This is a genomic window from Streptococcus sp. HMSC073F11, assembly GCF_001810785.1.
In the GTDB taxonomy this organism is placed as follows: Bacteria; Bacillota; Bacilli; order Lactobacillales; family Streptococcaceae; genus Streptococcus.
Window position 1 is genome coordinate 51,518 of sequence record NZ_KV802684.1, and the last position, 22,836, is coordinate 74,353.

At 39.7% G+C, this 22,836-nt stretch carries 24 protein-coding genes and 2 pseudogenes; 3 read left to right on the forward strand and 23 right to left on the reverse strand.

What is annotated here, in order from left to right; translation table 11 throughout:
- The 7 genes and pseudogenes from HMPREF2764_RS09470 to HMPREF2764_RS00955 all read right to left on the reverse strand — a co-directional run.
- A pseudogene (locus HMPREF2764_RS09470) lies at positions 1-133 on the reverse strand (immunity protein); the annotation flags it as partial.
- A 28-nt stretch (positions 134-161) separates the two neighbouring features.
- Entirely contained in the window at positions 162-482 is a 321-nt protein-coding gene (locus tag HMPREF2764_RS00925) for a hypothetical protein (protein WP_000645118.1), read from the reverse strand.
- Positions 483-496: 14 nt separating this feature from the next.
- Positions 497-724 (reverse strand): Blp family class II bacteriocin, encoded by a 228-nt coding sequence (locus HMPREF2764_RS00930; RefSeq protein WP_001093489.1) that lies wholly within the window; start codon positions 722-724, stop codon positions 497-499.
- A 20-nt stretch (positions 725-744) separates the two neighbouring features.
- The gene (locus HMPREF2764_RS00935; RefSeq protein ID WP_070526476.1) at positions 745-1,149 is read right to left on the reverse strand and encodes an immunity protein; all 405 of its coding nucleotides are present in this window, start codon (positions 1,147-1,149) and stop codon (positions 745-747) included.
- A gap of 441 nt (positions 1,150-1,590) precedes the next feature.
- Positions 1,591-1,710: a PncF family bacteriocin immunity protein gene (locus HMPREF2764_RS10225; RefSeq protein WP_004269601.1), complete on the reverse strand. Its 120-nt coding sequence runs from the start codon at positions 1,708-1,710 to the stop codon at positions 1,591-1,593.
- Between the two features lie 716 nt (positions 1,711-2,426).
- A pseudogene (locus HMPREF2764_RS00950) lies at positions 2,427-3,778 on the reverse strand (sensor histidine kinase).
- 13 nt (positions 3,779-3,791) lie between these two features.
- Positions 3,792-4,529, reverse strand: coding sequence for a response regulator transcription factor (locus tag HMPREF2764_RS00955; protein WP_070526483.1), 738 nt, complete (start codon positions 4,527-4,529; stop codon positions 3,792-3,794).
- 302 nt (positions 4,530-4,831) lie between these two features.
- Between HMPREF2764_RS00955 and HMPREF2764_RS00960 the strand changes: the two genes are divergently transcribed.
- Positions 4,832-5,143, forward strand: a complete 312-nt coding sequence (locus HMPREF2764_RS00960) for a helicase BlpT (RefSeq protein WP_070526485.1) — start codon at positions 4,832-4,834, stop codon at positions 5,141-5,143.
- Between the two features lie 61 nt (positions 5,144-5,204).
- Here the strand turns inward: HMPREF2764_RS00960 and HMPREF2764_RS00965 are convergent, their stop codons facing one another.
- Positions 5,205-6,254, reverse strand: a complete 1,050-nt coding sequence (locus tag HMPREF2764_RS00965) for an ABC transporter permease (protein ID WP_070526488.1) — start codon at positions 6,252-6,254, stop codon at positions 5,205-5,207.
- Positions 6,251-6,982: an ABC transporter ATP-binding protein gene (locus tag HMPREF2764_RS00970; RefSeq protein ID WP_070526491.1), complete on the reverse strand. Its 732-nt coding sequence runs from the start codon at positions 6,980-6,982 to the stop codon at positions 6,251-6,253. Before HMPREF2764_RS00970 ends, HMPREF2764_RS00965 begins: the two co-directional genes overlap by 4 nt.
- A gap of 67 nt (positions 6,983-7,049) precedes the next feature.
- On the opposite strand from HMPREF2764_RS00970, the gene HMPREF2764_RS00975 reads away from it, so the two are divergent.
- Positions 7,050-7,460, forward strand: a complete 411-nt coding sequence (locus HMPREF2764_RS00975; protein WP_070526495.1) for an HIT family protein — start codon at positions 7,050-7,052, stop codon at positions 7,458-7,460.
- A gap of 9 nt (positions 7,461-7,469) precedes the next feature.
- Positions 7,470-7,757: a hypothetical protein gene (locus tag HMPREF2764_RS00980; RefSeq protein ID WP_070526497.1), complete on the forward strand. Its 288-nt coding sequence runs from the start codon at positions 7,470-7,472 to the stop codon at positions 7,755-7,757.
- A 278-nt stretch (positions 7,758-8,035) separates the two neighbouring features.
- Here the strand turns inward: HMPREF2764_RS00980 and dnaJ are convergent, their stop codons facing one another.
- The 14 genes from dnaJ to HMPREF2764_RS01050 all read right to left on the reverse strand — a co-directional run bounded on the left by dnaJ (position 8,036) and on the right by HMPREF2764_RS01050 (position 22,798).
- Positions 8,036-9,172: a molecular chaperone DnaJ gene (dnaJ, locus tag HMPREF2764_RS00985; protein ID WP_001066308.1), complete on the reverse strand. Its 1,137-nt coding sequence runs from the start codon at positions 9,170-9,172 to the stop codon at positions 8,036-8,038.
- Positions 9,173-9,331: 159 nt separating this feature from the next.
- Positions 9,332-9,964 (reverse strand): DJ-1/PfpI family protein, encoded by a 633-nt coding sequence (locus tag HMPREF2764_RS00990; RefSeq protein ID WP_070526500.1) that lies wholly within the window; start codon positions 9,962-9,964, stop codon positions 9,332-9,334.
- Between the two features lie 79 nt (positions 9,965-10,043).
- Positions 10,044-10,445, reverse strand: a complete 402-nt coding sequence (locus tag HMPREF2764_RS00995) for a hypothetical protein (RefSeq protein ID WP_000114425.1) — start codon at positions 10,443-10,445, stop codon at positions 10,044-10,046.
- Position 10,446: 1 nt separating this feature from the next.
- Complete coding sequence (gene dnaK, locus HMPREF2764_RS01000) at positions 10,447-12,270, reverse strand: molecular chaperone DnaK (protein WP_000034661.1); 1,824 nt, start codon at positions 12,268-12,270, stop codon at positions 10,447-10,449.
- A 252-nt stretch (positions 12,271-12,522) separates the two neighbouring features.
- On the reverse strand, positions 12,523-13,047 hold the full coding sequence (grpE, locus tag HMPREF2764_RS01005; protein WP_000046038.1) for a nucleotide exchange factor GrpE: 525 nt from the start codon (positions 13,045-13,047) through the stop codon (positions 12,523-12,525).
- A 26-nt stretch (positions 13,048-13,073) separates the two neighbouring features.
- Positions 13,074-14,108 carry a heat-inducible transcriptional repressor HrcA gene (hrcA, locus tag HMPREF2764_RS01010; RefSeq protein ID WP_000255759.1) on the reverse strand — a complete coding sequence of 345 codons (1,035 nt, stop codon included), beginning with the start codon at positions 14,106-14,108 and terminating at the stop codon, positions 13,074-13,076.
- A gap of 160 nt (positions 14,109-14,268) precedes the next feature.
- Entirely contained in the window at positions 14,269-14,781 is a 513-nt protein-coding gene (locus HMPREF2764_RS01015) for a DUF2812 domain-containing protein (protein WP_070526504.1), read from the reverse strand.
- Between the two features lie 34 nt (positions 14,782-14,815).
- Positions 14,816-15,391, reverse strand: coding sequence for a DUF2812 domain-containing protein (locus HMPREF2764_RS01020; RefSeq protein WP_070526516.1), 576 nt, complete (start codon positions 15,389-15,391; stop codon positions 14,816-14,818).
- A complete protein-coding gene (locus tag HMPREF2764_RS01025) occupies positions 15,391-15,711 on the reverse strand; it encodes a PadR family transcriptional regulator (RefSeq protein WP_031233152.1) in 321 nt (106 codons plus the stop codon). Before HMPREF2764_RS01025 ends, HMPREF2764_RS01020 begins: the two co-directional genes overlap by 1 nt.
- Positions 15,712-15,830: 119 nt before the next feature.
- A complete protein-coding gene (gene glnA, locus HMPREF2764_RS01030; protein WP_070526519.1) occupies positions 15,831-17,177 on the reverse strand; it encodes a type I glutamate--ammonia ligase in 1,347 nt (448 codons plus the stop codon).
- Between the two features lie 36 nt (positions 17,178-17,213).
- The gene (gene glnR, locus HMPREF2764_RS01035) at positions 17,214-17,570 is read right to left on the reverse strand and encodes a transcriptional repressor GlnR (RefSeq protein WP_000659547.1); all 357 of its coding nucleotides are present in this window, start codon (positions 17,568-17,570) and stop codon (positions 17,214-17,216) included.
- A 76-nt stretch (positions 17,571-17,646) separates the two neighbouring features.
- Positions 17,647-18,174, reverse strand: coding sequence for an FUSC family protein (locus HMPREF2764_RS01040; RefSeq protein WP_070526522.1), 528 nt, complete (start codon positions 18,172-18,174; stop codon positions 17,647-17,649).
- Between the two features lie 131 nt (positions 18,175-18,305).
- On the reverse strand, positions 18,306-21,434 hold the full coding sequence (locus HMPREF2764_RS01045; protein WP_083306566.1) for an antigen I/II family LPXTG-anchored adhesin: 3,129 nt from the start codon (positions 21,432-21,434) through the stop codon (positions 18,306-18,308).
- Between the two features lie 164 nt (positions 21,435-21,598).
- Positions 21,599-22,798 carry a phosphoglycerate kinase gene (locus tag HMPREF2764_RS01050; RefSeq protein ID WP_070526526.1) on the reverse strand — a complete coding sequence of 400 codons (1,200 nt, stop codon included), beginning with the start codon at positions 22,796-22,798 and terminating at the stop codon, positions 21,599-21,601.
- Between the last annotated feature and the right edge of the window lie 38 nt (positions 22,799-22,836).

A 22,836-nucleotide genomic window follows, 5' to 3' on the forward strand; every position in this document is an offset into this window, starting at 1 on the left:
GAAATTGGAAAACCAAGGAAAAATTTAAAAACTGGCGAGATAGAAATAGATAAGTAGAGACAAGTAAAGGCAACTGACCTAAGAACAATCTCGCAAGGAAAATGGTCTGTTTTTTAAAAAATATTTTTTTCATTGCTTTCTCCATTACAATTAAATGACATCTAATCATTTTCTAAAATTTGATAACTTTTATGAAATGTTTTAGCAGAAACAACTCTATGATTGGTGATATCTATATAATCACCTGGATAACCAAGAACATACATCCCATAACCAGCGAATCCTCCTCCAACTGTTCCAACTAGACCAAACTTGATATTAGTTGCAAGAGAAGTGTTAAGACCTGCCATTAGAATGCGCACATGATTATCCAACCAAACCATATAATTTTTTTGAAAAGCTTCCTCTACCCAACTTGGTTTAGGAGTTGCTTGACCAATTTCCCAAACATCAACAATTTGATTCCCATATTTTGCCTTCATAGCTTCAATCCTTTTTAAATACCATTACATGAGTTTGGAGTTCCCCCTATACCATAAGGACCACATGGTTTTGAAAAATGTATAATAGGCCACTTACCATTTAATTGATCCAAAGTTGGAGAAGGTGCTAGCCCACCCAATAAACCAGCAACCATATCTCCCCAACCTCCGAAACCTCCTTCAACTTTCGCAAGCATCTCAGTATCCATCATTTCAAATTGTGACATCGTTTTTGTATTCATAACAAAAACTTCATTAGCCCCTACTTTTTATAATACTTCAAGCCCCAAATGAGTAGAAGCATAATAATCAAGCAGAGAATAGCGCCAATATAGGCAATTAGTTGTTGGTAAGATTCTCCTGCTGTGACACCTCTATACAAACAAATAATAGACATAAAACCTGTCAAACCAATGAACATAAGTTGATTTGTTCTAGGACTAACCAAATCATCATCTTCAAACTCTCTTATCCTCATCTCCCTAGTGAGGTAAACAGTAACTAAAATTGAAGCCAAGTTAATAACCACTAAAAGAAATTGGAAAACCAAGGAAAAATTTAAAAACTGACGAGATAGAAATAGATAAGTAGAGACAAGCAAGGGCAACTGACCTAGGAACAATCTTGCAAGAAAGATGTTCCGTTTTTTAGCAAGAAAAGTTTTCATTTCTTTTCTCCTTTCTTTTTCATGATAGCCAAATAAATCATCACTGCAATCACATAGGCTATGGTATAGAATAGCTGATACCAAGCACTCTCCCTAAGCGGATATAGAAAGATGGACATGATCAGATACAAGATGAAAATGACAAATATTTTTTCTTCATAAGATTTCCTCCTGAATGTTTGTTGAGCTAGAACCTTTACACTGCTAGTATAGCACTCATTTTGACCTTGGATCACTGAAATCATAAATGGTCATCAAAACATCTTGAATTGTTAAAAATTTAAAAAAGCAAGCATGAAAAACATACTTGCCCTTTACACCATATTGATACCAACTTAATTTGTAGATTTTTTATCCTGCTATCACATATCATTTTGACAGGCGAAACAATATTAAAGAAACTCCACTGTAGATTAAACTAGCGATAAAAAATCTTTTTATCTAATTAGATCTATCTTTATTCTTCTTTGGAGATTTTAAAAATTTTTCCCTAATTAAAGAAGTAATAAAAGAAACAAACATGCCAACAACAAAAACAATAAGAAAACTTTTGAAATCCATAATTACCTCCAAGTACAGTTCCTCTACTTACAGGCTCAAGCCTTTAAGCAAGCATAATAGCCAATGGTAACATTGTTTTTGCATTCACGAGGAATACTCTTTTTATTTTCGTCCTATTGCAACCTTAATAAGGTTAGTATACTACTATTTTTTAAAATTTTCCATCCAAATCACAAATGGTCATCAAAACATCTTGAATTGTTAAAAAATTTAAAAAAGCAAGCATGAAAAACATGCTTGCCCTGGGGGAACTTGACAATGTGAAAATACAAAATAGAAAACTACTCACCCTCACTTCCGTATGTTCTCATATATTCTCATGATCGCAACAAGGATAGCAGCTGTCCCACTTGCCAAAGCGATAAGGGTAATGATAATGTTGAGGATTTCAGGCGTACTCCCTATTCTGTTGATAAGACGGAGTAGGGATATAACTGTCAACTGAATCAGGAGTATTGATTATACTCTTACCATTGAAGTAAGTCTGTTTTCAACTGCATATAAAAAGGCTGGTAGCAAAACACAGACTATAGCAATCACAAACAGATTGCTCCCCGTTCCTTCTCCCTTGTTCACCACGGAAATCATGAGAAGATTTGATGCTATAATCAACGTAGAACAGATGATAAAATAGGATTTCTTATTCATTTAATATACCTCGCATACTATAGTATTTTAATTGATGACTACAGGCAGTACTTCTTTGCACAAGTCTTCTAATCATCAACTGACATCGAGTGAACTGTTAAAACCTGACGAAAGACTTGATTTTGGCAGGTGGTATTTAGACTGGTATTAGGATGACTTTCCACAATCTTCATGACGGTATAGAGACCAACTCCTCTCTCCTCCCCTTTAGAGCTTGCTCCAAAGGAGAAGATTTCAGAAATATCTATGCCCTCTTCTTTGATGGAGTTTTCGATGATAAAGGTCTCCTGTGCCCCATTTTTTAAAAAGGCGATTGAAACATGAGGTTGACTGGCCTCTGCACTGGCTTCAATAGCGTTGTCACAAAGGATAGACACAATGGTTAGAAAATCAAGCAAGCTCATCCCCTCTACCTGAATCTCCCCTCAGGAACTTCGACATTAAAGACAATCTTCTTATCTCTGGCTTTTAGAAATTTCCCTGCTAGAAGACTTTTGAGGGCACGGTCACGAATATTCACCAATCGGCCTAGGTCATATTTGTTGTCCTGCAATTTCTGACTAGAATCCTTTAAGACCGAGTCGTAGACCTCTTTTATCTGCTCCATATCCTCCTCTTCAATTCCCAGACGTAAGCTGGTTAAGAGGTTGGTGTAGTCATGGCGAAAACTCCGCACTTCCTTGTAAAGTTCCTCTATATGCCGACTATAGCGTTCCATATCTCTGTAGCGCAAGGCCTGCTCTTGGTCCAATCTCTCATGGAGTTTGTCCTTCAAATAGGTATCCAATTTCTTAATAATTCCCATAAAAAAGAGCAAGTAAAAGACTAGGATGAGATGGCGAACAGTCTTTGATTGGATATCGTATGCATATTCAAAGTAAGACAGATTTTCCATGACTAGAAAGTAGGCCCCCATTATCCAGTTAATCTTAGTCAGGGACTTTTGAAAAGCTTTATCGAGAATCTCCTTTCTCAAACCAGTAAAATCATAGTCCAACCATTTCAAAAAGGCTAGAGAAATGAAGAAATTGAAAATCATTATAAACACCCAAATAAATGAGTAATTGTCATTTATTTGCCCTTGGTCTAAAAACGGAAGCACAAAATAAGAAATACCTCTATAAAAGAGATTCACCAATATCATTGGAAAGAGACCATAAAAGAAAAGGAGTTTTTTAGGAAGGCCTCTTAACAATAAGAAAGACAAGCCTATACCGTACAAGGGTTCCGTAAAATAAGATAGGTAAGTATTTCCTACTATATAGTTAATCGTTACAAAAACGACTGCTAAAAGTAACTTAAAAAGAAAAGCTTTAAAAAATCTCTCCAGAGTTAGAACAATTCCATCCACCTTAAAAAATATAAACAATTCCAATCCAGCTATCAAAAATGCATATACTATCTTCCAAACTATTTCCATTACATTACCTCACTTAGTGTAAGTTATTGATAGCTTCAGACACTTCTCTGACCTTATAACGCGCAATCATACAGCTTCCGCCATTGGGAAAGTAAAGCAGTTTTTCTTTCTTATCCAAATGCACCACATTTGCAGGATTGATGAGAAAAGAGCGATGGCACTGCAAGAGACGGGGTTCCTGCTTAAAAACCTCCTCTAAACTCGCTGTAAATTCCAGCCTGTCCGTCTTGGTATAGAGAATAACACGATGGGCTCTGGGCGATGTTTCGAGATAGTAGACCTCTTTAAAAGGATACTGGAATTGAGCAAATTTTGATTTAAAATAAAAGCAATCTTCAGCTAGACTTTTACTATCTTGACTATTGGCATAGAGGAGGGCTGTCTCGATACGAGATTCAAACTCCTCCGCCGATAATGCCTTATCAATGTAGTCCAAAGCAGACACTTGGTAGCGAAAGGACAGGGGCATAAACTCCGAGTGAGTCGTCACGAAGACAATCAATGCATAAGGATCCCGATCCCGAATCCTTCTAGCCACTTCCAGACCCTTCATCTCCTCATTTCGAATCTCAATGTCCAAAAAGAATAGCTGATGGGAGCCCTTCTCATGCACCTCTGCCAGCAGCTGGTCTGGCTTACCAAAAACTTCAAAAGAGCTGGGAACGATCTGATGTTCTTTCAAGAGTTTCTCAATCGTCGTTTCAATCCTAGTCTGTTGGGAAAAATCATCTTCTAAAACAAATATTCTCATCTTCTTACTCCCCTTGTTTCAATTTCTTCCTAAAAAGAGAATAGCAAAAATACTATGATACGAGCCCACCAAATCCTAAACAGGCCTTCAACGCTCCTGAAGGGTAGCTTGTTCCTCAAATAAGCATGATAATCTTACCACTATTTTATCATAAAATCTTAACAGTACCATTCAGGAAATTTCAAGGACAATTAAAGATTTGATGGTGAAAAAGGAGATAAAAGTGATAAACTGACAATATCAAAACACAGTTGCTAGAAACAAGACTAGTACCCAGATTAGAGGAGGAATTCTCATGACAGATACAGACCGCTCAGACTTTGATTACTGACTTAAATAAAGCCTACCAAGTATGCAAACAGGCAACCGCTGACGACGTCCGCTTTCAGGAGCAATTAAACTCTATTCTTGGTTTTCTAGCCAAGGCTGAGACAGTGGATAATCGAGTCTTGATTGAACTGGAAAAATTTTACCAGACTTCCAGTCTTCTCATGGGACTCAGCGCTCTTGATCCAGATGCTCCAACTCGCGCCGCTTGGCGGGCCTATGACCGTTTCCACTTTGACCAAGTCAAGACCAAGTTGAGCCTCTACGGGCCAACCATTCTCTTGTAGAAAATAAAAGAAGCTGAGACAGACTGAACTCAACTTCTTTTTTAGTGTCATATAGGCAATGTTAGTCCTGCATCTGACGTTTTACCTGATAAGGTAAATACAAGACTAGTAAAACCAAACCAGCTCCCAGTAAGGCTAAAAGGGCTAGTTTTTCTTGGAAGGTAATCAATCCGACAACTAATTCCACAAGTAAAACAAAACTGGTCAATCCTCGGACTACCGCCTGCAAGCCTTTTTCCTTTTGCCCCTTGTCCAGCGGAAAGAGTTGGGTCAAATACTGGTAGTCAAAGGCATGATAGAGGGCCAGCAACTGGAAGAGCAAGAGGTAGTTAAAGAGAACCACCACTGCTGTCGCAATCCAAGCTTGCTCGATAAAGACCTGCGCCAGTATGGAAAGCAAGAGCAGACGAAGACTGAGCGAAAAGAGGTCTCCATTTCGCAGATAAGAACGCAGATAGAGATTTTGCCAAATCTTCCCAGGCACCTTCTGAACAGCCTTTAAGATAAAGTCCAGATAGGCACGACGTTTGACACTGTTTGAAATCCCCTTGACCTGGGTAAAGAGGGCAAAGAAACGAAGCAAGACTTGCTTACGCTTGCTTTCTTGGGAAATGACATAGTCCCAATCCAGTCCAGTTTCAGTGAAAAAATTGCTGGCTTTTTGACGAAAGAGGAAATATTTACCTACTCCCAATAAAAGCACATAGAGTAGAAAAACTGGCAAGCCATAACCCATGGCTAAAAATAAGGGCGCAAATAAAAGCAAGAAAAGGGTCTGTACAAAGAGCCAAAAGAATAGGGAAATGCCAGTTTGACGCTTGAGATGGAGTTTGATTTCCTCTTCTCCGACCAAGAGAAAGAGCTTGTCTGGAGCCTCCATATAGGTGGCAATTCCTCCCCAAAGCAAAAGTAAAACAGACGTAATTCCTACAAACAAAAGAATTGGCCAATGGTTTTCAGGAAAATGTTGTAAGAGTTGACTGTACTGGTAGGCTAGAAAGCCCAGCAGAACAAGCAGGAACAAGACAAAATGGTCATTGAGAACATAGCGCAGATAACCAAGACACTCCTTACGAAAAGCCTGCTTTCTCTTTAAAAACAAGTCTTTCATAGCTCCTCCTCTTTGGTCAGAGCCAAGTAAATATCATTCAAACTAGCCTCAGGCATATCAAATACTTCGCGCAGTTGCAGGAGATTTCCCTTAGCACGCACTTCTCCTTTGTGAAGAATGACAAAAGCATCACACATCTTCTCCGCCGAATCCAGCACGTGGGTACTCATGAGAATAGACTTGCCTTTTTGCTTTTCCACTTCCAAAAGCTGAATCAAGTCCGCAATAGCCAGCGGATCAAGACCAAGGAAGGGCTCATCCACAATGAAAAGACTCGGATCCACCACAAAAGCACAAATAATCATGACCTTCTGCTTCATCCCTTTTGAAAAATGAACAGGGAACCAGTCTAATTTCTGATCCAGACGGAACATTTTTAACAAAGGTTCTACTCGATCAAAAGCAAGATCTTGCTCAATACCATAAGCCATGGCAACCGTTTCGATATGCTCTCTGAGGGTCAATTCCTCATACAGACTAGGTGTCTCAGGAATGTAGCCAATCTGCTTGCGGTAACTTGTCGCATCTTCTTGCAGGGTCAGGCCATTGATATTGATGGAACCGCTATAAGGTGTCAACAGACCGATAATTTCATTAATAGTCGTCGATTTCCCAGCACCATTGAGACCAATCAGACCGACCAGCTGCCCACTTTCAACAGTAAAGGACACATCTTTCAAGACAGGAACATGGACATAGCCACCTGTCAGGTTTTTTATTTCTAACATATTTTCTCCAAATCTGGTATAATGTAGCTATATTATATCAAAATTCAATACAGTAGAGGTAGATTTTATGTCAGATTGCATTTTTTGTAAAATCATCGCAGGGGAAATTCCTGCTTCAAAAGTATATGAAGATGAGCAGGTTCTTGCCTTTCTTGATATCTCTCAAGTGACACCAGGACACACCTTGGTCGTGCCAAAGAAACACTATCGCAATCTTTTAGAAATGGATGCTACTAGCGCCAGCCAACTCTTTGCCCAAGTACCAAAAGTAGCTCAAAAAGTCATAAAAGCTACCAAGGCTGCTGGTATGAATATCATTGCCAACTGTGAAGAAATCGCAGGGCAAACAGTCTTTCATACCCACGTTCACCTTGTACCTCGTTACAGTGCGGACGATGACCTCAAGATTGATTTTATCGCCCACGAACCAGACTTTGACAAACTTGCTCAAGTCGCTGAAACCATCAAAAATGCCTAAGGAGTTGCTATGAAATTATCCAATCTACTGCTATTTGCAGGAGCTGCAGCTGGAAGTTATCTGGTCACAAAAAATCGCCAAACCATCACAGATGAAGTCTTGAATACCACTGACCGCGTTCAATCTATAAAGGACGATGTGGATATTATCCAAAACAGCCTGCAAATCATCGACCAACAAAAAGAACTCCTCAAGGAATACCAAGAAGACCTGACTTACAAGTTTAAGGTCTTGGAAAAGGATATCCAGACTAGACTAGCTGTGATCAAAGAAACACAGGAACTTGAAGATAAGTAAAAAGAGCCCGACGGCTCTTTTTAAAACGTAAACAAGTTATATCCCATCAACTATACATCATAATTTAGGCAACTCATTCACCATTTCACAACTAAATCAAAGACTTTCCGCCGTAATGAAAACACCTGAAACAGCTTGGTTTTAGGTGTCCGAAAACTTTGAGACCTAGGCTCAAAGTTTAAGTATGGAACTTCGAAGAAGGTCGCTACCGTCCGTCATTACTTAAGGAAAGTTTTAAAAAATCTATAAACAAAAAGAGCCACTCGGCTCTTTTTACTTTATTCTCCTTCAAAGGCATCTTTAATATGGTCAAAGAAGCCCTTTTTCTTTGGATTTACTTTCAAATCGCCTGCAGCTGCGAATTCTTTCAAGGCTGCTTTTTGGCGGTCGTTCAAGCCTGTCGGAGTCACGACATTAACGGTAACATATTGGTCACCAACTGCACCACCACGAAGGCTCGGAGCTCCCTTACCACGTAAACGGAATTTCTTACCAGTCTGAGTTCCCTCTGGAATAACCAATTCAACATCACCATGAACAGTTGGGATATCAACTGTGTCACCAAGAGCTGCTTGGACAAAGTTGAGGTTGAGATTGTAGAAGATAGTCGTTCCTTCACGTTCAAACTTGTCGCTGGCTTCCACAGAAACCACTACATACAAGTCACCGTAAGGTCCACCGTTAAATCCAGCTTCACCTTGACCAGCTAGGCGAATTTGTTGACCTGTTTCCACACCAGCAGGGATTTTTACATGTACACTATGAGCTTGTTTTTCATGACCTGTTCCGTGACATGTTGTACATGGATCTTTGATTTCTTTTCCGCGACCGTGACAGACATCACAGGTTACTTGGCGACGCATCATACCAAGTGGAGTCTGTGTATCGACGTTAATGACACCAGCGCCATGACAGCGTCCACAAGTGACTGGACTTGTTCCTGGCTTAGCACCTGAGCCATTACATGTACTACAGCTTGCTTCACGATTGTATTTAACCTCTTTTTCAGCTCCAAAAATAGCTTCTTCAAAGGTCAAGTTCACACGATACTGGAGGTCATCCCCCTGACGAGGAGCATTTGGATTGCGCGAAGCACCGCCTCCGCCGAAGAAACTTGAGAAGATATCTTCAAAACCACCGAAGCCTCCTGCCCCGTCAAAGCCGCCGAAACCACCTGCACCACCAAAGCCACCATTGGCACCAGCCGCACCATATTGGTCATAGGCTGCCCGTTTTTGGTCGTCACTCAAAGTCTCATAGGCTTCCTGAACTTCCTTGTATTTTTCCTCAGCACCAGGCTCCTTATTGATATCTGGGTGATATTTTTTCGAAAGCTTACGATAAGCCTTTTTGATTTCGTCTGCCGAAGCGTTTTTTGACACCCCCAGACGATCATAAAATTCAGTATTGTTCATAATTCAAGATACAAAGGGCGTCAAACGGACACAGCCAAAATAGGAGTTTTGACGACGGACGCTTGCGTCCTAGAAAAAACTATCTTTTTGGCACAGTCCGTAGCCCGTGTTCAATTCCCTGAACACCTTTGTTCCTTTCTATAATTTTCATGTAAATCTTTAGAGGCTGTTTTCTATACTCTGCTTCACTTGATTAAACTCTTCATCTGATAGAGTAAATATCAAATCCTCTTCAGCATACTCGTTCTGTTCTTTAAAATAGTTGTCCGTATTCTCTGCCAACCCTAAACCGAAAATCACTTTTCTTGCAAACTCTTGATGTGCAAAACCGATAGCCGTAATGATTTGTTTATCTTGGACAAGAACTTTCGGTTGAAAATTCTTACGTGGAAGAAATTCAAAATAATCAAAGAAGTTTTGCCAAATTCCACCTGTAAATTTCGTGTCGTTCAACAAGCCAGCTTTCGCTAGTAAAATGGGCGCTGAAGAAATGGCTGCAATTAGGATATCTTGCTCATTAAGACTTCTCAAAAACGAAATCAATTTCTCATCTTGTAGAGCAGGACCTATATTGACCTTTCCTGGCAAAATTACACAAGAATAATCTTCTATACAGAGCTGATCCAATGTTTTCGTCGGTTGACAGGGCAAACCATCCTCAGAGACTACCATCGAATTCTCAGAAGCGACATAATCAATCGTGATATCAAAAGACAGAGCTAAAGTACTCGTTAAAGTGGTTATCTCATAAAGAGAAAAATTAGGATAAATGATACAAAGTACTTTTTTCATACGCAACATCCTCTATTTTATCGAAAAACAGAGGCTGGATTGCAACCTCTGTGGATGAGTGAAGTAACTTAAATCAAATTTATTTTGATTTTAAATATCCAATAAGCACACAAACATTTATATATTTTTGTCTCTTCTTAGTATTGGCTATAAAATTCCAATAGATTAGAAGGAAAACACAGACAACCCAAACCATGCCAATTATAAACGATATTATAAATTCTGGTTTTTGTATGGTTGCTGATACTAGTGCTGATACTAGCGCTGACAACAATACTGAAGTAACAAAATTCCTTACCGCCTCATCATTTTTAACACAACTTTCATGCTCAGCTAAAATAATTGCTTTATACCTAGCCAAATACACTACTGGAATATTATCTATAAAATCTTTTGCAGATTCATAACTATCAGCTTTATTACAAAAATCATTATAAACTTTTCGTGTATTTTTTAGATACTCTTCATCCAATACACTCATCTTACTTCTCCGTAAACTCTCCGTCTACGACGTCATCGCCTGCGTTTCCTGTTGCTTGCGCCCCTTCTGCTCCTGCTTGAGCTTGTTGCGCTGCTGCAGCTTGTTCGTAGAGTTTAACAGCAAGGCCTTGAGCTTTTTCGTTCAATGCTTCAAGTTTTGCTTTCATGTCGTCCAAGTTATTGTCTTCTTGCGCTTTCTTAAGGTCATCAAGGGCAGCTTGGGCAGCGTCACGTTCTGCGTCGAAGCCTTTGCCTTCAGTTTCCTTGATTGTCTTTTCAGTCGCAAAGATTGCTTGGTCTACTTCGTTACGAAGGTCAACTTCTTCCTTACGTTTCTTATCTGCTTCAGCGTTAGCTTCTGCATCTTTCATCATGCGGTCGATTTCTTCGTCAGTCAAACCTGAGTTTGATTGGATCACAATAGTTTGTTCTTTTTGAGTTCCAAGATCTTTGGCCTTAACAGACACGATACCATTCTTGTCGATGTCGAAAGTTACTTCGATTTGAGGAATTCCACGAGGTGCAGCTGGAATATCTGTCAATTGGAAGCGTCCAAGAGTCTTGTTATCTGCTGCCATTGGGCGTTCACCTTGAAGAACGTGGATATCAACGGCTGGTTGGTTGTCTGCTGCAGTTGAGAAGACTTGTGATTTAGATGTTGGAATAGTAGTGTTGCGATCGATAAGTTTTGTAAATACTCCACCCATTGTTTCGATACCAAGTGACAATGGTGTTACGTCAAGAAGGACAACGTCTTTAACATCACCAGTAATCACACCACCTTGGATGGCAGCACCCATAGCAACTACTTCATCAGGGTTTACTGATTTGTTTGGTTCTTTACCAGTTTCAGCCTTAACAGCTTCAACAACGGCAGGGATACGAGTTGAACCACCAACAAGGATAACTTCGTCGATTTCTGACAAGCTCAAACCTGCATCAGAAAGGGCTTGACGAACTGGAACTTTTGTACGTTCTACAAGGTCACGAGTCAAATCGTCAAATTTTGCACGAGTCAAAGTCATTTCCAAGTGAAGAGGTCCAGCTTCACCAGCAGTGATAAATGGCAAGCTGATTTGAGTTGAAGTTACACCAGAAAGGTCTTTCTTAGCTTTTTCAGCTGCATCTTTCAAACGTTGCATTGCCATCTTGTCAGTAGACAAGTCAATACCGTTTTCTTTCTTGAATTCTGCTACCAAGTGGTCGATAATTTTTTGGTCAAAGTCATCACCACCGAGTTTGTTGTCCCCTGCAGTTGACAATACGTCGAAGACACCGTCACCCAATTCAAGGATAGAGACGTCGAATGTACCACCACCAAGGTCAAATACCAAGATTTTTTCTTCTTTGTCAGTCTTGTCCAAACCATAAGCAAGAGCTGCTGCAGTTGGTTCGTTGACGATACGTTCTACTTCAAGACCAGCGATTTTACCAGCGTCTTTTGTGGCTTGACGTTGAGCGTCGTTGAAGTAAGCAGGAACTGTGATAACTGCTTTGGTTACTTTTTCACCAAGGTAGTCTTCAGCATAACCTTTCAAGTATTGAAGAATCATAGCTGAGATTTCTTGTGGAGTGTATTCTTTTCCGTTAGCAGAAACTTTTTCAGAAGTTCCCATTTTAGATTTGATAGAGATAACTGTATCTGGATTTGTAACTGCTTGACGTTTTGCAGCATCACCAACGATGATTTCACCGTTTTTGAATGAGACTACAGATGGAGTTGTACGGTTTCCTTCTGGGTTTGCGATGATTTTGCTTTCAGTTCCTTCAAGAACTGCAACTGCTGAGTTTGTTGTACCTAAGTCAATACCGATAATTTTAGACATGTGTTTTTCTCCTTAAATTTTATATTCTATTTTTCTTTTTGATACTCTTCTTAAGTGGCGGCGCCGTCAGAGCTTGACTTCGTCAATCTCTTTGACTAAACTTTGAGCCTAAGGTCTAAAAGTTTGCGCAAATAGCGCCACGGCGAAGAGTATCGTCTTTGGTTCGCTTCGCTCACTATTGCAAAGCCAAATATATTTTATCTTTCTTCATAGTTTATTGTCGTTTCGGACAAGTTTTTTAAGTTCTCTAGCCTAGTTGTACACCACTACCATAGCTGGGCGTAGGATGCGGTCATGGAGTTTGTAGCCTTTTTGGAAAACTTGAGCGATGGTATCTGCTGGGTGTTCATCGTCTGCTGGAAGAGTTTGGATGGCCATATGATAGTTATGGTCAAATTCACCGTCAGCTGCGATTTCTTCGATTCCTTCTTCTTTCAAAGCGTGAATCAAGCTTTCTTGCACCATTTCCAAGCCCTTCTTCACATCATCTGTCAAACCTTCAACTGCGAGTGCACGCTCAAGGTTGTCCAAAGAAGGGAGAATCGCTTTTGCCAAGTCCTGGCTACGATAACGTTGCAAATTTTGACGCTCTTCATTGGCACGGCGTTGGATATTTTGCATTTCTGCATGAGCGCGAAGATATTTATTTTCGAACTCATCTGCACGTTCATTTGCCAAGTCCAATTCAGACTTCTCAGGAGTTGTTTCTTCTACCGTTTCCACAACTTCCTCTTCTTGAACTTCTTCTACTTCTTCATTTTTTATATCTTGGGCCATTTTCGCCTCCTTTAATGATTTCAATCTTAATGTACTTCGTAATGATTACTGCTGAGGTAGCGGTAAAAATCTGTCAACTTCATGGTCAAAACACGATTGACTACATTGACTTGGTTGATTAATTGCTGATAATCCAGATTAACTGGACCGATAATGGCTAGAATTCCAACTCCCCGATAAGGAATGAGGAACTTGCTACTAATCACCGCTAGGTCGGCTAGACAGGACTCTTGACTGTCTGCAACACGAACGTTTTGCATCTGATCTTCACGCAGACCCTCACGAATCTCCAGAGCCACCTTTTGCGGTTGGTCAAAGAACTGATAAGCTGCCAGATTGGCAAAATTCAAGAGATTGACTTTGCCCGCCACCACAATGTTTTCGTTGAACATTTCTTTAAAGATATGTTCAAAGAGATCGATAACATTGTCCGTTGTTGTAAAGTAACGCTGGATAATCTGCGGAATCTCCGTCCGAATCTTGTAGTGAATATCTAGAACGGTGTGGCCGAGGAAACGTTCCTGAATGATGCTCTTCAGCTTCAGCAAATCCTCCTGCAAAAAGTTCCTTGGAATCAGAAACTGACTGGTAACCGTTCGAGACTCGTCTAGGGTAAATACTGCCAAGGCTGTATGTTGCCCCAAAACAACTATATCAAAGGCTGTCAAACGTTGCCTGCTCGGCTCAACATCCAGTGCTACTACCGTACAGCCACTCAAGTCTGTCAGCAGGTTAGCAGCCTCTTGCAGAATATCCTCCAATTTGAAGAATTCCTGATCAAAGGCTTTGACAATCTCATAAACCTCATTTTCAGCCAGTCGGTCAAAATCCAGTGAGTGTTTTACATAGTACTGAAAACCAGCAACACTTGGCATCCGACCACTTGAAGTATGAGCCTTCTCAAGCAAACCTTGCTTTTCTAGAGCCGCCATGTCATTACGAATAGTTGCACTGCTAGAGTTAATAGACTCTTGCAAGGCTTTGGATCCGACAGGTTCGTGCGTTTTGGTAAAGATGTCAATAATCAGATTTAGAATATCCTGCTGACGCTCTGTAACCATCTCATCACTCCTCTCTGTCTGATCAATTAGCACTCGATACACTCAAGTGCTAACTCATGATTCTATTATACACCCTTAAAAGAGAATGTCAAGACAAAAACTCAAAAAATTAGCACTCTTGTTAAAAGAGTGCTAAAAATCAGTCTAAAGACCTAGAACCTTACTGTTTATCTACTCGGTATGCCCTTTTAAGTCTAAAAAAACCATAGATTAGATAAGAAATCATAAGAGCATATAAAACAAAAATAATGAAGAAAGACATAGAAAGATCTTCTCTAAACGAACTCATACAAACAACAAGACCGCCTGAGAAAGCAACTGTACATGAACGAAGTCTATTTCGCATAACTTCCCATCTGAGCCCCTTACTCATATAGACTTTATCTTCTGGAAGTAAATTAGAAGACGATTTACGAAGAATCGAACAAGAACCTGCTCCTATCAATTCCCAACCTCTATTTCTAAAATCTTGCAGTTCATACTTATACTTTTTAAGAAATCTAGAATCATAGATACAGTAGATGACATCGTCTGGTTGACATTGGTCAAAATAGAAAAAACCAAAACGACTCGTTCTATACTTCCAACCTTTCAAATGCATCTCATGTAAATATTCTTCTTCCTTGTCCAAATCAACAATGGTGAAAATCCGAAATTGCTTTTTATTTATCATGACTTCCCCTCCAATTTTGAGCATACCTACCCTATCATAAATCTGATAATTCCTTCTTTTTATGCCATAACTTCCAGCTAATATAGGCAACTATTAACAAAAGGATTAAAGACAAGAAAATATCTAGCCCGACCGCAAATAAACTCCATAGACCATACGCATTACTTTTATTGAGCAACTTAAGTAAGAATGGTATATGTATGGCTAGCAAAAGTAAAACAGGTACTAATCGCAGTCTTAAAATGCGATTAACCATAGCTAACTTCCCGGCCGCGTCATTATAAATTTCAAACTCTGCATCCGATTCAATTTCAGAATGTACTTTTCTAAAATAGGAAAAACTATTAAAGTCTGTAATATGCTCCCAGCCACAGTCTTTAAACAGTTGTAAATAGGAAGCTCTCTCTGATTTTTCCATTGGGTAAAAGTCCAACTGATAAGACACTTGCTCAGGGTTACACTTTTCAAAGGTATACTTAACTGCAAACAATAAGATAGAATAGCTTACTTTCCTAAGTTTCCAGCCCTTAGCATGCATTTCTCTAAAGTATAGAGCCTCCCTCTCATAATCCGCAATTGTAAAAATTCGATAAACAATTTTCTTTTCCATCATCCTTCCTCCCGACTGTTTCTATAGAGCCGTTCAATACGCTTCAATTCAATATCTAAGACTTTGCGTCCCAAGTCTGTAATCTGATAGATTTTCCGTTTTTCCTCTTCGCGGACAAAGGAAATCAAACCATCCTTTTCCATCTTTGACAAGGTTCCATACATAGTTCCAGGACTAATCGAAACTTGCAAATCTGTCATCTCCTTGACCTTTTGCGTAATACTGTACCCATGACCTTCCTTTTGCAGACAGAACAAGATATAAAAACCCGTTTCCGTCATCGGAAGATAAACTCGACGAATCTTATCCGTTAATTCCATTTGCATTCACCTCCTATTCAATTCGATATATCGCACTTCGTTATATAAAATATATCACACCTCGATATAAAACGCAAGAAAAAAGACCGCCCTCAGGCAATCTTTCTTCTATATTAGTATTAGTAAAGGTCTAAATAGTTATCAATTTCCCATTGTGAAACGAAGGTTGCATAACTTGCCCATTCGATTCGTTTAGCTTCGAGGAAACTAGTATAAATATGTTCTCCGAGAGCCGCTCTGACAACTTCATCTTCAGTCAGAGCTTTCAAAGCGTTGTGAAGGGTTGATGGAAGGTCTGTAATACCAGCTTCCTTGCGCTCTTCTGCTGTCATGATGTAGATATTTTCTTCGATAGGAGCTGGTGCTTCGATTTTATTTTCAATACCATGCAAACCAACTTCCAAAAGAACTGCCATAGCGATGTACGGGTTCGCCATTGGATCCACTGAACGCAACTCAAGACGAGTCCCCATACCACGTGAAGCAGGCACGCGCACAAGTGGCGAACGGTTACGACCAGCCCAAGCAATGTAAACCGGTGCTTCATAACCTGGAACCAAACGTTTGTATGAATTAACTGTTGGGTTCATGATGGCAGTATAGTTGTAGGCATGCTTAATCAAACCGCCAAGGAAATGGTAGGCCGTTTCTGACAACTGCATTCCTTTTGGATCATTTGGATCAAAGAAGGCATTGTTTCCTTCTGCATCAAACAAGGACATATTACAGTGCATACCTGATCCAGCGATACCAAATTTTGGTTTCGCCATGAAGGTTGCGTAAAGCCCATGTTTGCGAGCAATGGTTTTAACAACAAGTTTAAAGATTTGAATCTTATCACAGGCACGGAGAACTTCATCGTACTTAAAGTCAATCTCGTGTTGCCCAACCGCAACCTCATGGTGACTGGCTTCTACTTCAAATCCCATTTTGGTCAAGACATTGACAATCTCACGACGTGTATTGTCCGCAAGGTCAGTAGGTGCCAAATCAAAGTAGCCACCCTTGTCATTTACTTCAAGTGTTGGATCCCCATTTTCATCCAGTTTAAATAGGAAGAATTCTGGTTCTGGCCCAAGGTTGAAGGAATTGAATCCTACTTCTTCCATGTGACGAAGAGCACGTTTCAAATTGCCACGAGGGTCTCCTGCAAATGGTTCACCTTCTGTTGTATAGACATCACAGATCAAACCTGCAACACTTCCATTTTCATCTCCCCAAGGGAAGACTGTCCATGTATCCAAGTCTGGGTACAAGTACATATCTGACTCATTGATACGTACAAAACCTTCAATAGAAGATCCATCAAACATAGCCTTGTTCGACAAGACTTTATCTAACTGTTCATCTGTAGCAGGAATTTCGACGTTTTTCATGGTTCCCAAAATATCTGAGAACATGAGACGAATAAAGGTAACATTTTTTTCCTTGACTTCACGACGAATATCTGCAGCTGTGATTGGCATGAGTTTTCTCCTTAATGTATGACTACTTGCGGTTGCCTAACCGCGACCAAAAGGTGACTGTACTGAAGCAAAGCGACCCTGTTGGAGGAGTTCATTGTGAAGTGCACGACGCACCTCAGTCTGACTCACCGCTTTCTTGGATTTCGCTTCACGTTCAGCATATTTTTTCTTAATGGCAGCGATATTATAACCTTCAGAGATATAATCTTTGATCTCAAGCAGACGATCCATGTCATTCAAGGAATACATGCGACGGTTCCCTTCGTTTCGATCTGGCTTAATCAACTCTTGATCTTCATAATAACGAATCTGACGCGCCGATAGATCGGTCAACTTCATAACACTGCCGATAGGAAAAACAGCCATATTTCGGCGAAATTCTTTTTCCTTCATTTACAATTTCCTTCTTTCTGTCTATTATAGTCTAAAAAAAGACAAACGTCAAATGATAATGTTATAAAATGTAACATTATTTTTCTTTTTTCTCTAAAAAGAGCCGAATACGATCAATATCGTAATTTACAAGAATTGCGACAAAAACTCCCATGAAAGTTTCTGATACACGCGCAAATACGTACAAAATTGTCTCTCCGCTCGGAATCGATAGGGTAATGATTAACATAGCTGCTACACCACCAATAACCCCTGCTTTGTTATTCATGGCTACATTTGTCATAATGGTTAACATAGTGCAGATTGGAACAACTACCAAGGTCACCCAAAAGGCTTCTTGAAATAAGGTATTTAAGAAAAAAAAGATAAGGGCATAGAAACCACCGATACTATTTCCTAGAATACGTGAAGTTCCAAAATGAACACTCTTATCAAAGCTTTCTCTCAAACTAAAGACTGCTGTCAAAGCTCCAATTTGAAGTCCCTTCCAACCAAAAAATCCAAAAATCAAGAGAACTAAAAAAACAGCAATACCGGTTTTAAAGGTTCGTAGACCAAGCTTGAACTGTGACTTATCAAATTTATATTTTTTAAAATAACCCATAATCTCAACTTTCTACTTCCATTTTATCATAAATTAGTTGATTTTATGAGTAAAAATCAATAGGAAGCGTTTTTAATTTAGGCAAAAAAAAGAGGAAACAGAGTTCCTCTTTTCTATTTAACTTTTAGAGCTTACTTGCTTTCGTCCTCTTTTCGTTTCAACTGACCAAGTCCTAAAACTCCTACTAAGGCAGCTAGACCAAGATATGGCATGTAGCTTGAATCATTTGTTCCTGTTTTTGGAAGTGTAGTTATTTCTTTACCAACAGAAACAGGAATTGGTGCTGAAGGTTCTTCAACTTTTGGACTAGGAACTCTTGGTTCTTTTGGTGTCTCAGGTTTGTCTGGATCCTTTGGTTTTGGAGTTGGAATTGGTGTCGGTTTGTCTGGATCCTTTGGTTTTGATGGCTCCGGTTGATCTGGAGTCTTAACCGGTGGAGTTGGCTCATTTTCATATGTTGGTGCTACTGGTACTGGCTCCAATGGCTTCTCTGTCTCATATGTTGGCTCTTCCGGTTTTGATGGCTCCGGTTGATCTGGAGTCTTAACCGGTGGAGTTGGCTCATTTTCATATGTTGGTGCTACTGGAGCTGGTTCCAATGGTTTCTCTGTCTCATATGTTGGCTCTTCTGGTTTTGATGGCTCCGGTTGGTCTGGAGTTTTTACCGGTGGAGTTGGCTCATTTTCGTAGTTTGGTACTACTGGAGCTGGTTCCAATGGTTTTTCCACTTCATAAGTAGGAGCTTGTGGTGCAGTTGGTGCTACCGGTGGAGTTGGTTTTTCTTTTGTAATTTTCGGAACGTTAACGGTACGAATCTTACCATTGAGTGAGTACCAGATGTTTGGTCTTTTACCTGTATCAACCGCCATAACTGGATCAGAAGGAACTACTAAAGTAGCTGAAATGGCACCGACAGTAACACGGTTAGTTGAACCAGACATGCTAATTGCTCCTGCACCATACCAAGAGTTTGGAGCATCTGATGAATCCCAACCTGAACCAGGTTGACCATTTGGATACATAGTCCAACGAGATCCACCTTGGTCTTTTTTAAAGTTCAAGGTTTCTGTAGCATAAATTTTTCCGTCTTTTTCTCCAACAGAAGATCCAGAAATTTTAATAAAGTTACCAGTGTAATCCTTGGCCATCTCAATAGAATTATTTTCTCTATTTAGAGATGCTACTGAAAGAAGGGCATTGTCGAAATTAATTGGTTGGTCATTTTCATCATAGAAGGTAAATTCATTTTTAATGAAAATTGAAGTCCCTTTTTCAACATCACCAGTGTAAGCAGAAGCAAAGACTCCCAAAGTTGGGTCACTAAAGATTCCCAACCAAACTTTCCCAGTAGGATTTTTAAATTGGGAAGAAGGATCTACAGTATATTTGTAAACAATCTTGGAAATCTTTTTACCGTTGTAGTATGAATTTTGAAGGTTGGTATACGTTGCAGTTACGCTTTGCCCACGTTCTAGAAGAACAGAGCCCCATTTAACTTCTGTTTTATTCCCTACATTGGTTGTCCAGTCTGATTTGTCTCCAATATTACCATACAATTCCACTGAAGAAGTCGTGGCACCGTTCTCCAAGTTCTTGACATTAAGATTGTCTAACTGAAGATTTTTCTTGCCATATTGTACTGTGTCTTTCTTAAAGGCTTCATCAACTGCTGCTGCTGTAAGAAGTTTTCCTTCTGTTTTAAGGTCCAGTTGAGCTTTCGATTCTAAATCATAAACCAAGCTCTGAGCAGATGGCTTAGACAAGTACCCGTCCTGATCCTTGTTTTTTTCAAGTTCTACCAATGCAGCCTTAATTTTGGCCTGCTCATCTTCATATGCCTTTAATTTAGCTGGATACTCATCTACATCTTTCTTATACTTGGCAAGATCTGCTTCATATTTTGCAACTTTAGCTTCGTAATCTGTTTTAGCCACGGCATTACGTTGCTTGATTTCTTCATTCTCAGCTTTAATCGCAGCATTTTTTGCCTTATTGTCTTCAACAGCCTTTTCATAGGCTGCTTTTGCATCGGCATTTGCTTTTTGAACGCGAGCTAGTTCTGTCTGATAAGCCGCTAGCTTAGCATGGTAGTCTGTTTCGTTAGCTGCATTCGCTTGTTTGACTGCTGCCAAGTCTCTTTCGTATTGTGCTATTTTAGCATCATAAGTTGCCTTGGCTGTTTCGTTTCGTTGCTTAATCGCTTCATTTTCAGCTTGGATAGCATTGTTTTTAGCTGTGTTTTCTTCAACAGCCTTTTCATAGGCTGCTTTTGCATCAGCATTAGCCTTTTGTACTCGAGCTAACTCTGTTTGATAAGCTGCTAATTTAGCTTGATAATCAGCATCATTATCCTCTTTAGCTTTCTTAATAGCTGCAAGATCTGCTTCATACTGCTTCATCGCTGCTTCATAGTTTGCTTTGGCAGTTTCATTACGCTGTTTAATCGCTTCATTTTCAGCTTTAAGCGCTTCGTTTTTCGCAGTGTTTTCTTTTACTGCTTTATCATAAGCCTCTTTAGCTTCAGCATTCGCTTTTTGTACTCGAGCTAATTCTGTCTGGTAAGCTGAAAGTTTATTTTGATAATCCTGTTGACTATCTTCATTTGCTTTTTTGACAGTTGCTAAATCTTTTTGATATTGTGCTAGCTTAGCCTCATATTCTGCTTTAGCTGTAGAATTGGCAGTGTTGATTTTTTCAACTTCTTCTTGATGACTTTTTAGATCTTTTTGGTACTTGTCATCCGCTGCTTTGTTTTCAGCATTGATTTTATCTGTTTCAGCCTGATGAGCTGCGACTTCCTTTTTATATGCTTCAGTTGTTGTCTTTATTTCTTCAGCTTGTTTAGCATAGTCGCTTTTAATCTCATCTTGTTTTTGAGCATTCTCTGTAGCAGTTGTGGCTGTTCCTTTGTCTTTTGTTTCATCTTGAACTACCTTAACTCCTGCAGATTTTGCATCGGCAACTGTTTTATCCAAATCAGCTGATGATACTTCTACTGGCAAAGCTGAGTCTTTGGAACCAGCCTTAGCTTGGCTTTCTTTGGCAACTTGGCTCATTTCACCCTGAGCTTCAGGTAAATTTGTGGCTGGGTTTCCTGTAGTAGCTACCTCAACTGTACTTGTACTAGTTGTCTCTGTAACTTCATCAGCAAATACTGCTTTGTCTGCAAAAGCAATCAAAGCAGTTCCTAAAACAGCACCACACAAAGTTTTCGCAACTTTGCTTTTACGAAATCCATAGACTTCTTTTTTATTTTTCATTATAAGCCATTTCCTTATCTAAATTTAGTCGTTACTCCCTATGATAGCACTTTACAAGGCAAGATACAAATATTTACTCCTTTTCTTTTCATATATGCAATAATATACATTTAAAAAGGTACAAAAAAGAAGATGGCGACACCATCTTCTTTTAGTTAAACTATTTATTTTTCAGTCAAAGCTGCCAATCCTGGCAATACTTTACCTTCAAGGAGTTCCATTGATGCTCCACCACCAGTAGAGATCCATGAGAACTTGTCTGCACGACCAAGGTTGATAGCTGCGGCAGCTGAGTCACCACCACCGATGATTGATTTCACGCCTGGTTGTTTCACGATAGCGTCCATAACACCGATTGTACCGGCTTGGAAGTCTGGGTTTTCAAATACACCCATTGGTCCGTTCCATACAACTGTCTTCGCACCAGTCAATTCTTGATCGAATTTAGCGATAGATTTTGGACCGATATCCAAACCAAGGAAACCTGGATCTACTGCTTCACCTTCAGTGTCTTTCACTTCAGTATAGTCAGCAAATGCATTTGCTTCTTTTGAGTCAACTGGCAAGATCAATTTGCCGTTTGCTTTTTCAAGAAGAGATTTTGCAACATCCAATTTGTCTTCTTCAACAAGTGAGTTACCAATTTCGATACCTTGTGCTTTGTAGAATGTGTAAGTCATCCCACCACCGATAAGAACTTTATCAGCTTTTTCAAGCAAGTTTTCGATAACACCAATCTTGTCTGAAACTTTTGAACCACCAAGAATCGCTACGAATGGACGTTCTGGAGCTTCAACAGCTTCTTGGATGTAGGCAATTTCGTTTTCAAGAAGGAAACCAGCAACTGCTTTTTCAACGTTTGCTGAGATACCAACATTAGATGCGTGAGCACGGTGAGCTGTACCGAATGCATCGTTTACGAAGATACCATCTCCAAGTGATGCCCAGTATTTACCAAGTTCAGGATCATTTTTAGATTCTTTCTTGCCATCAACATCTTCGAAACGAGTGTTTTCAACCAAGAGAACTTGTCCATCTTCAAGAGCGTTGATTGCTGCTTCCAATTCAGCACCACGTGTAACACCCGGGATAAATTTAACTTCTTGTCCCAATTTAGCAGCTAAGTCAGCAGCTACAGGAGCGAGTGACTTACCTTCTTTGTCTGCTTCTTCTTTTACACGTCCAAGGTGAGAGAAGAGGATTGCACGTCCACCTTGTTCAAGGATGTACTTGATAGTTGGAAGAGCTGCAGTGATACGGTTGTCATTAGTAATCACGCCATCTTTAACAGGTACGTTGAAGTCAACACGAACGAGGACTTTTTTACCTTTCAAGTCAACGTCTTTAACAGTAAGTTTTGCCATGTTACAAAAACCCCTTTATTTATTTTATTCGAAACTAT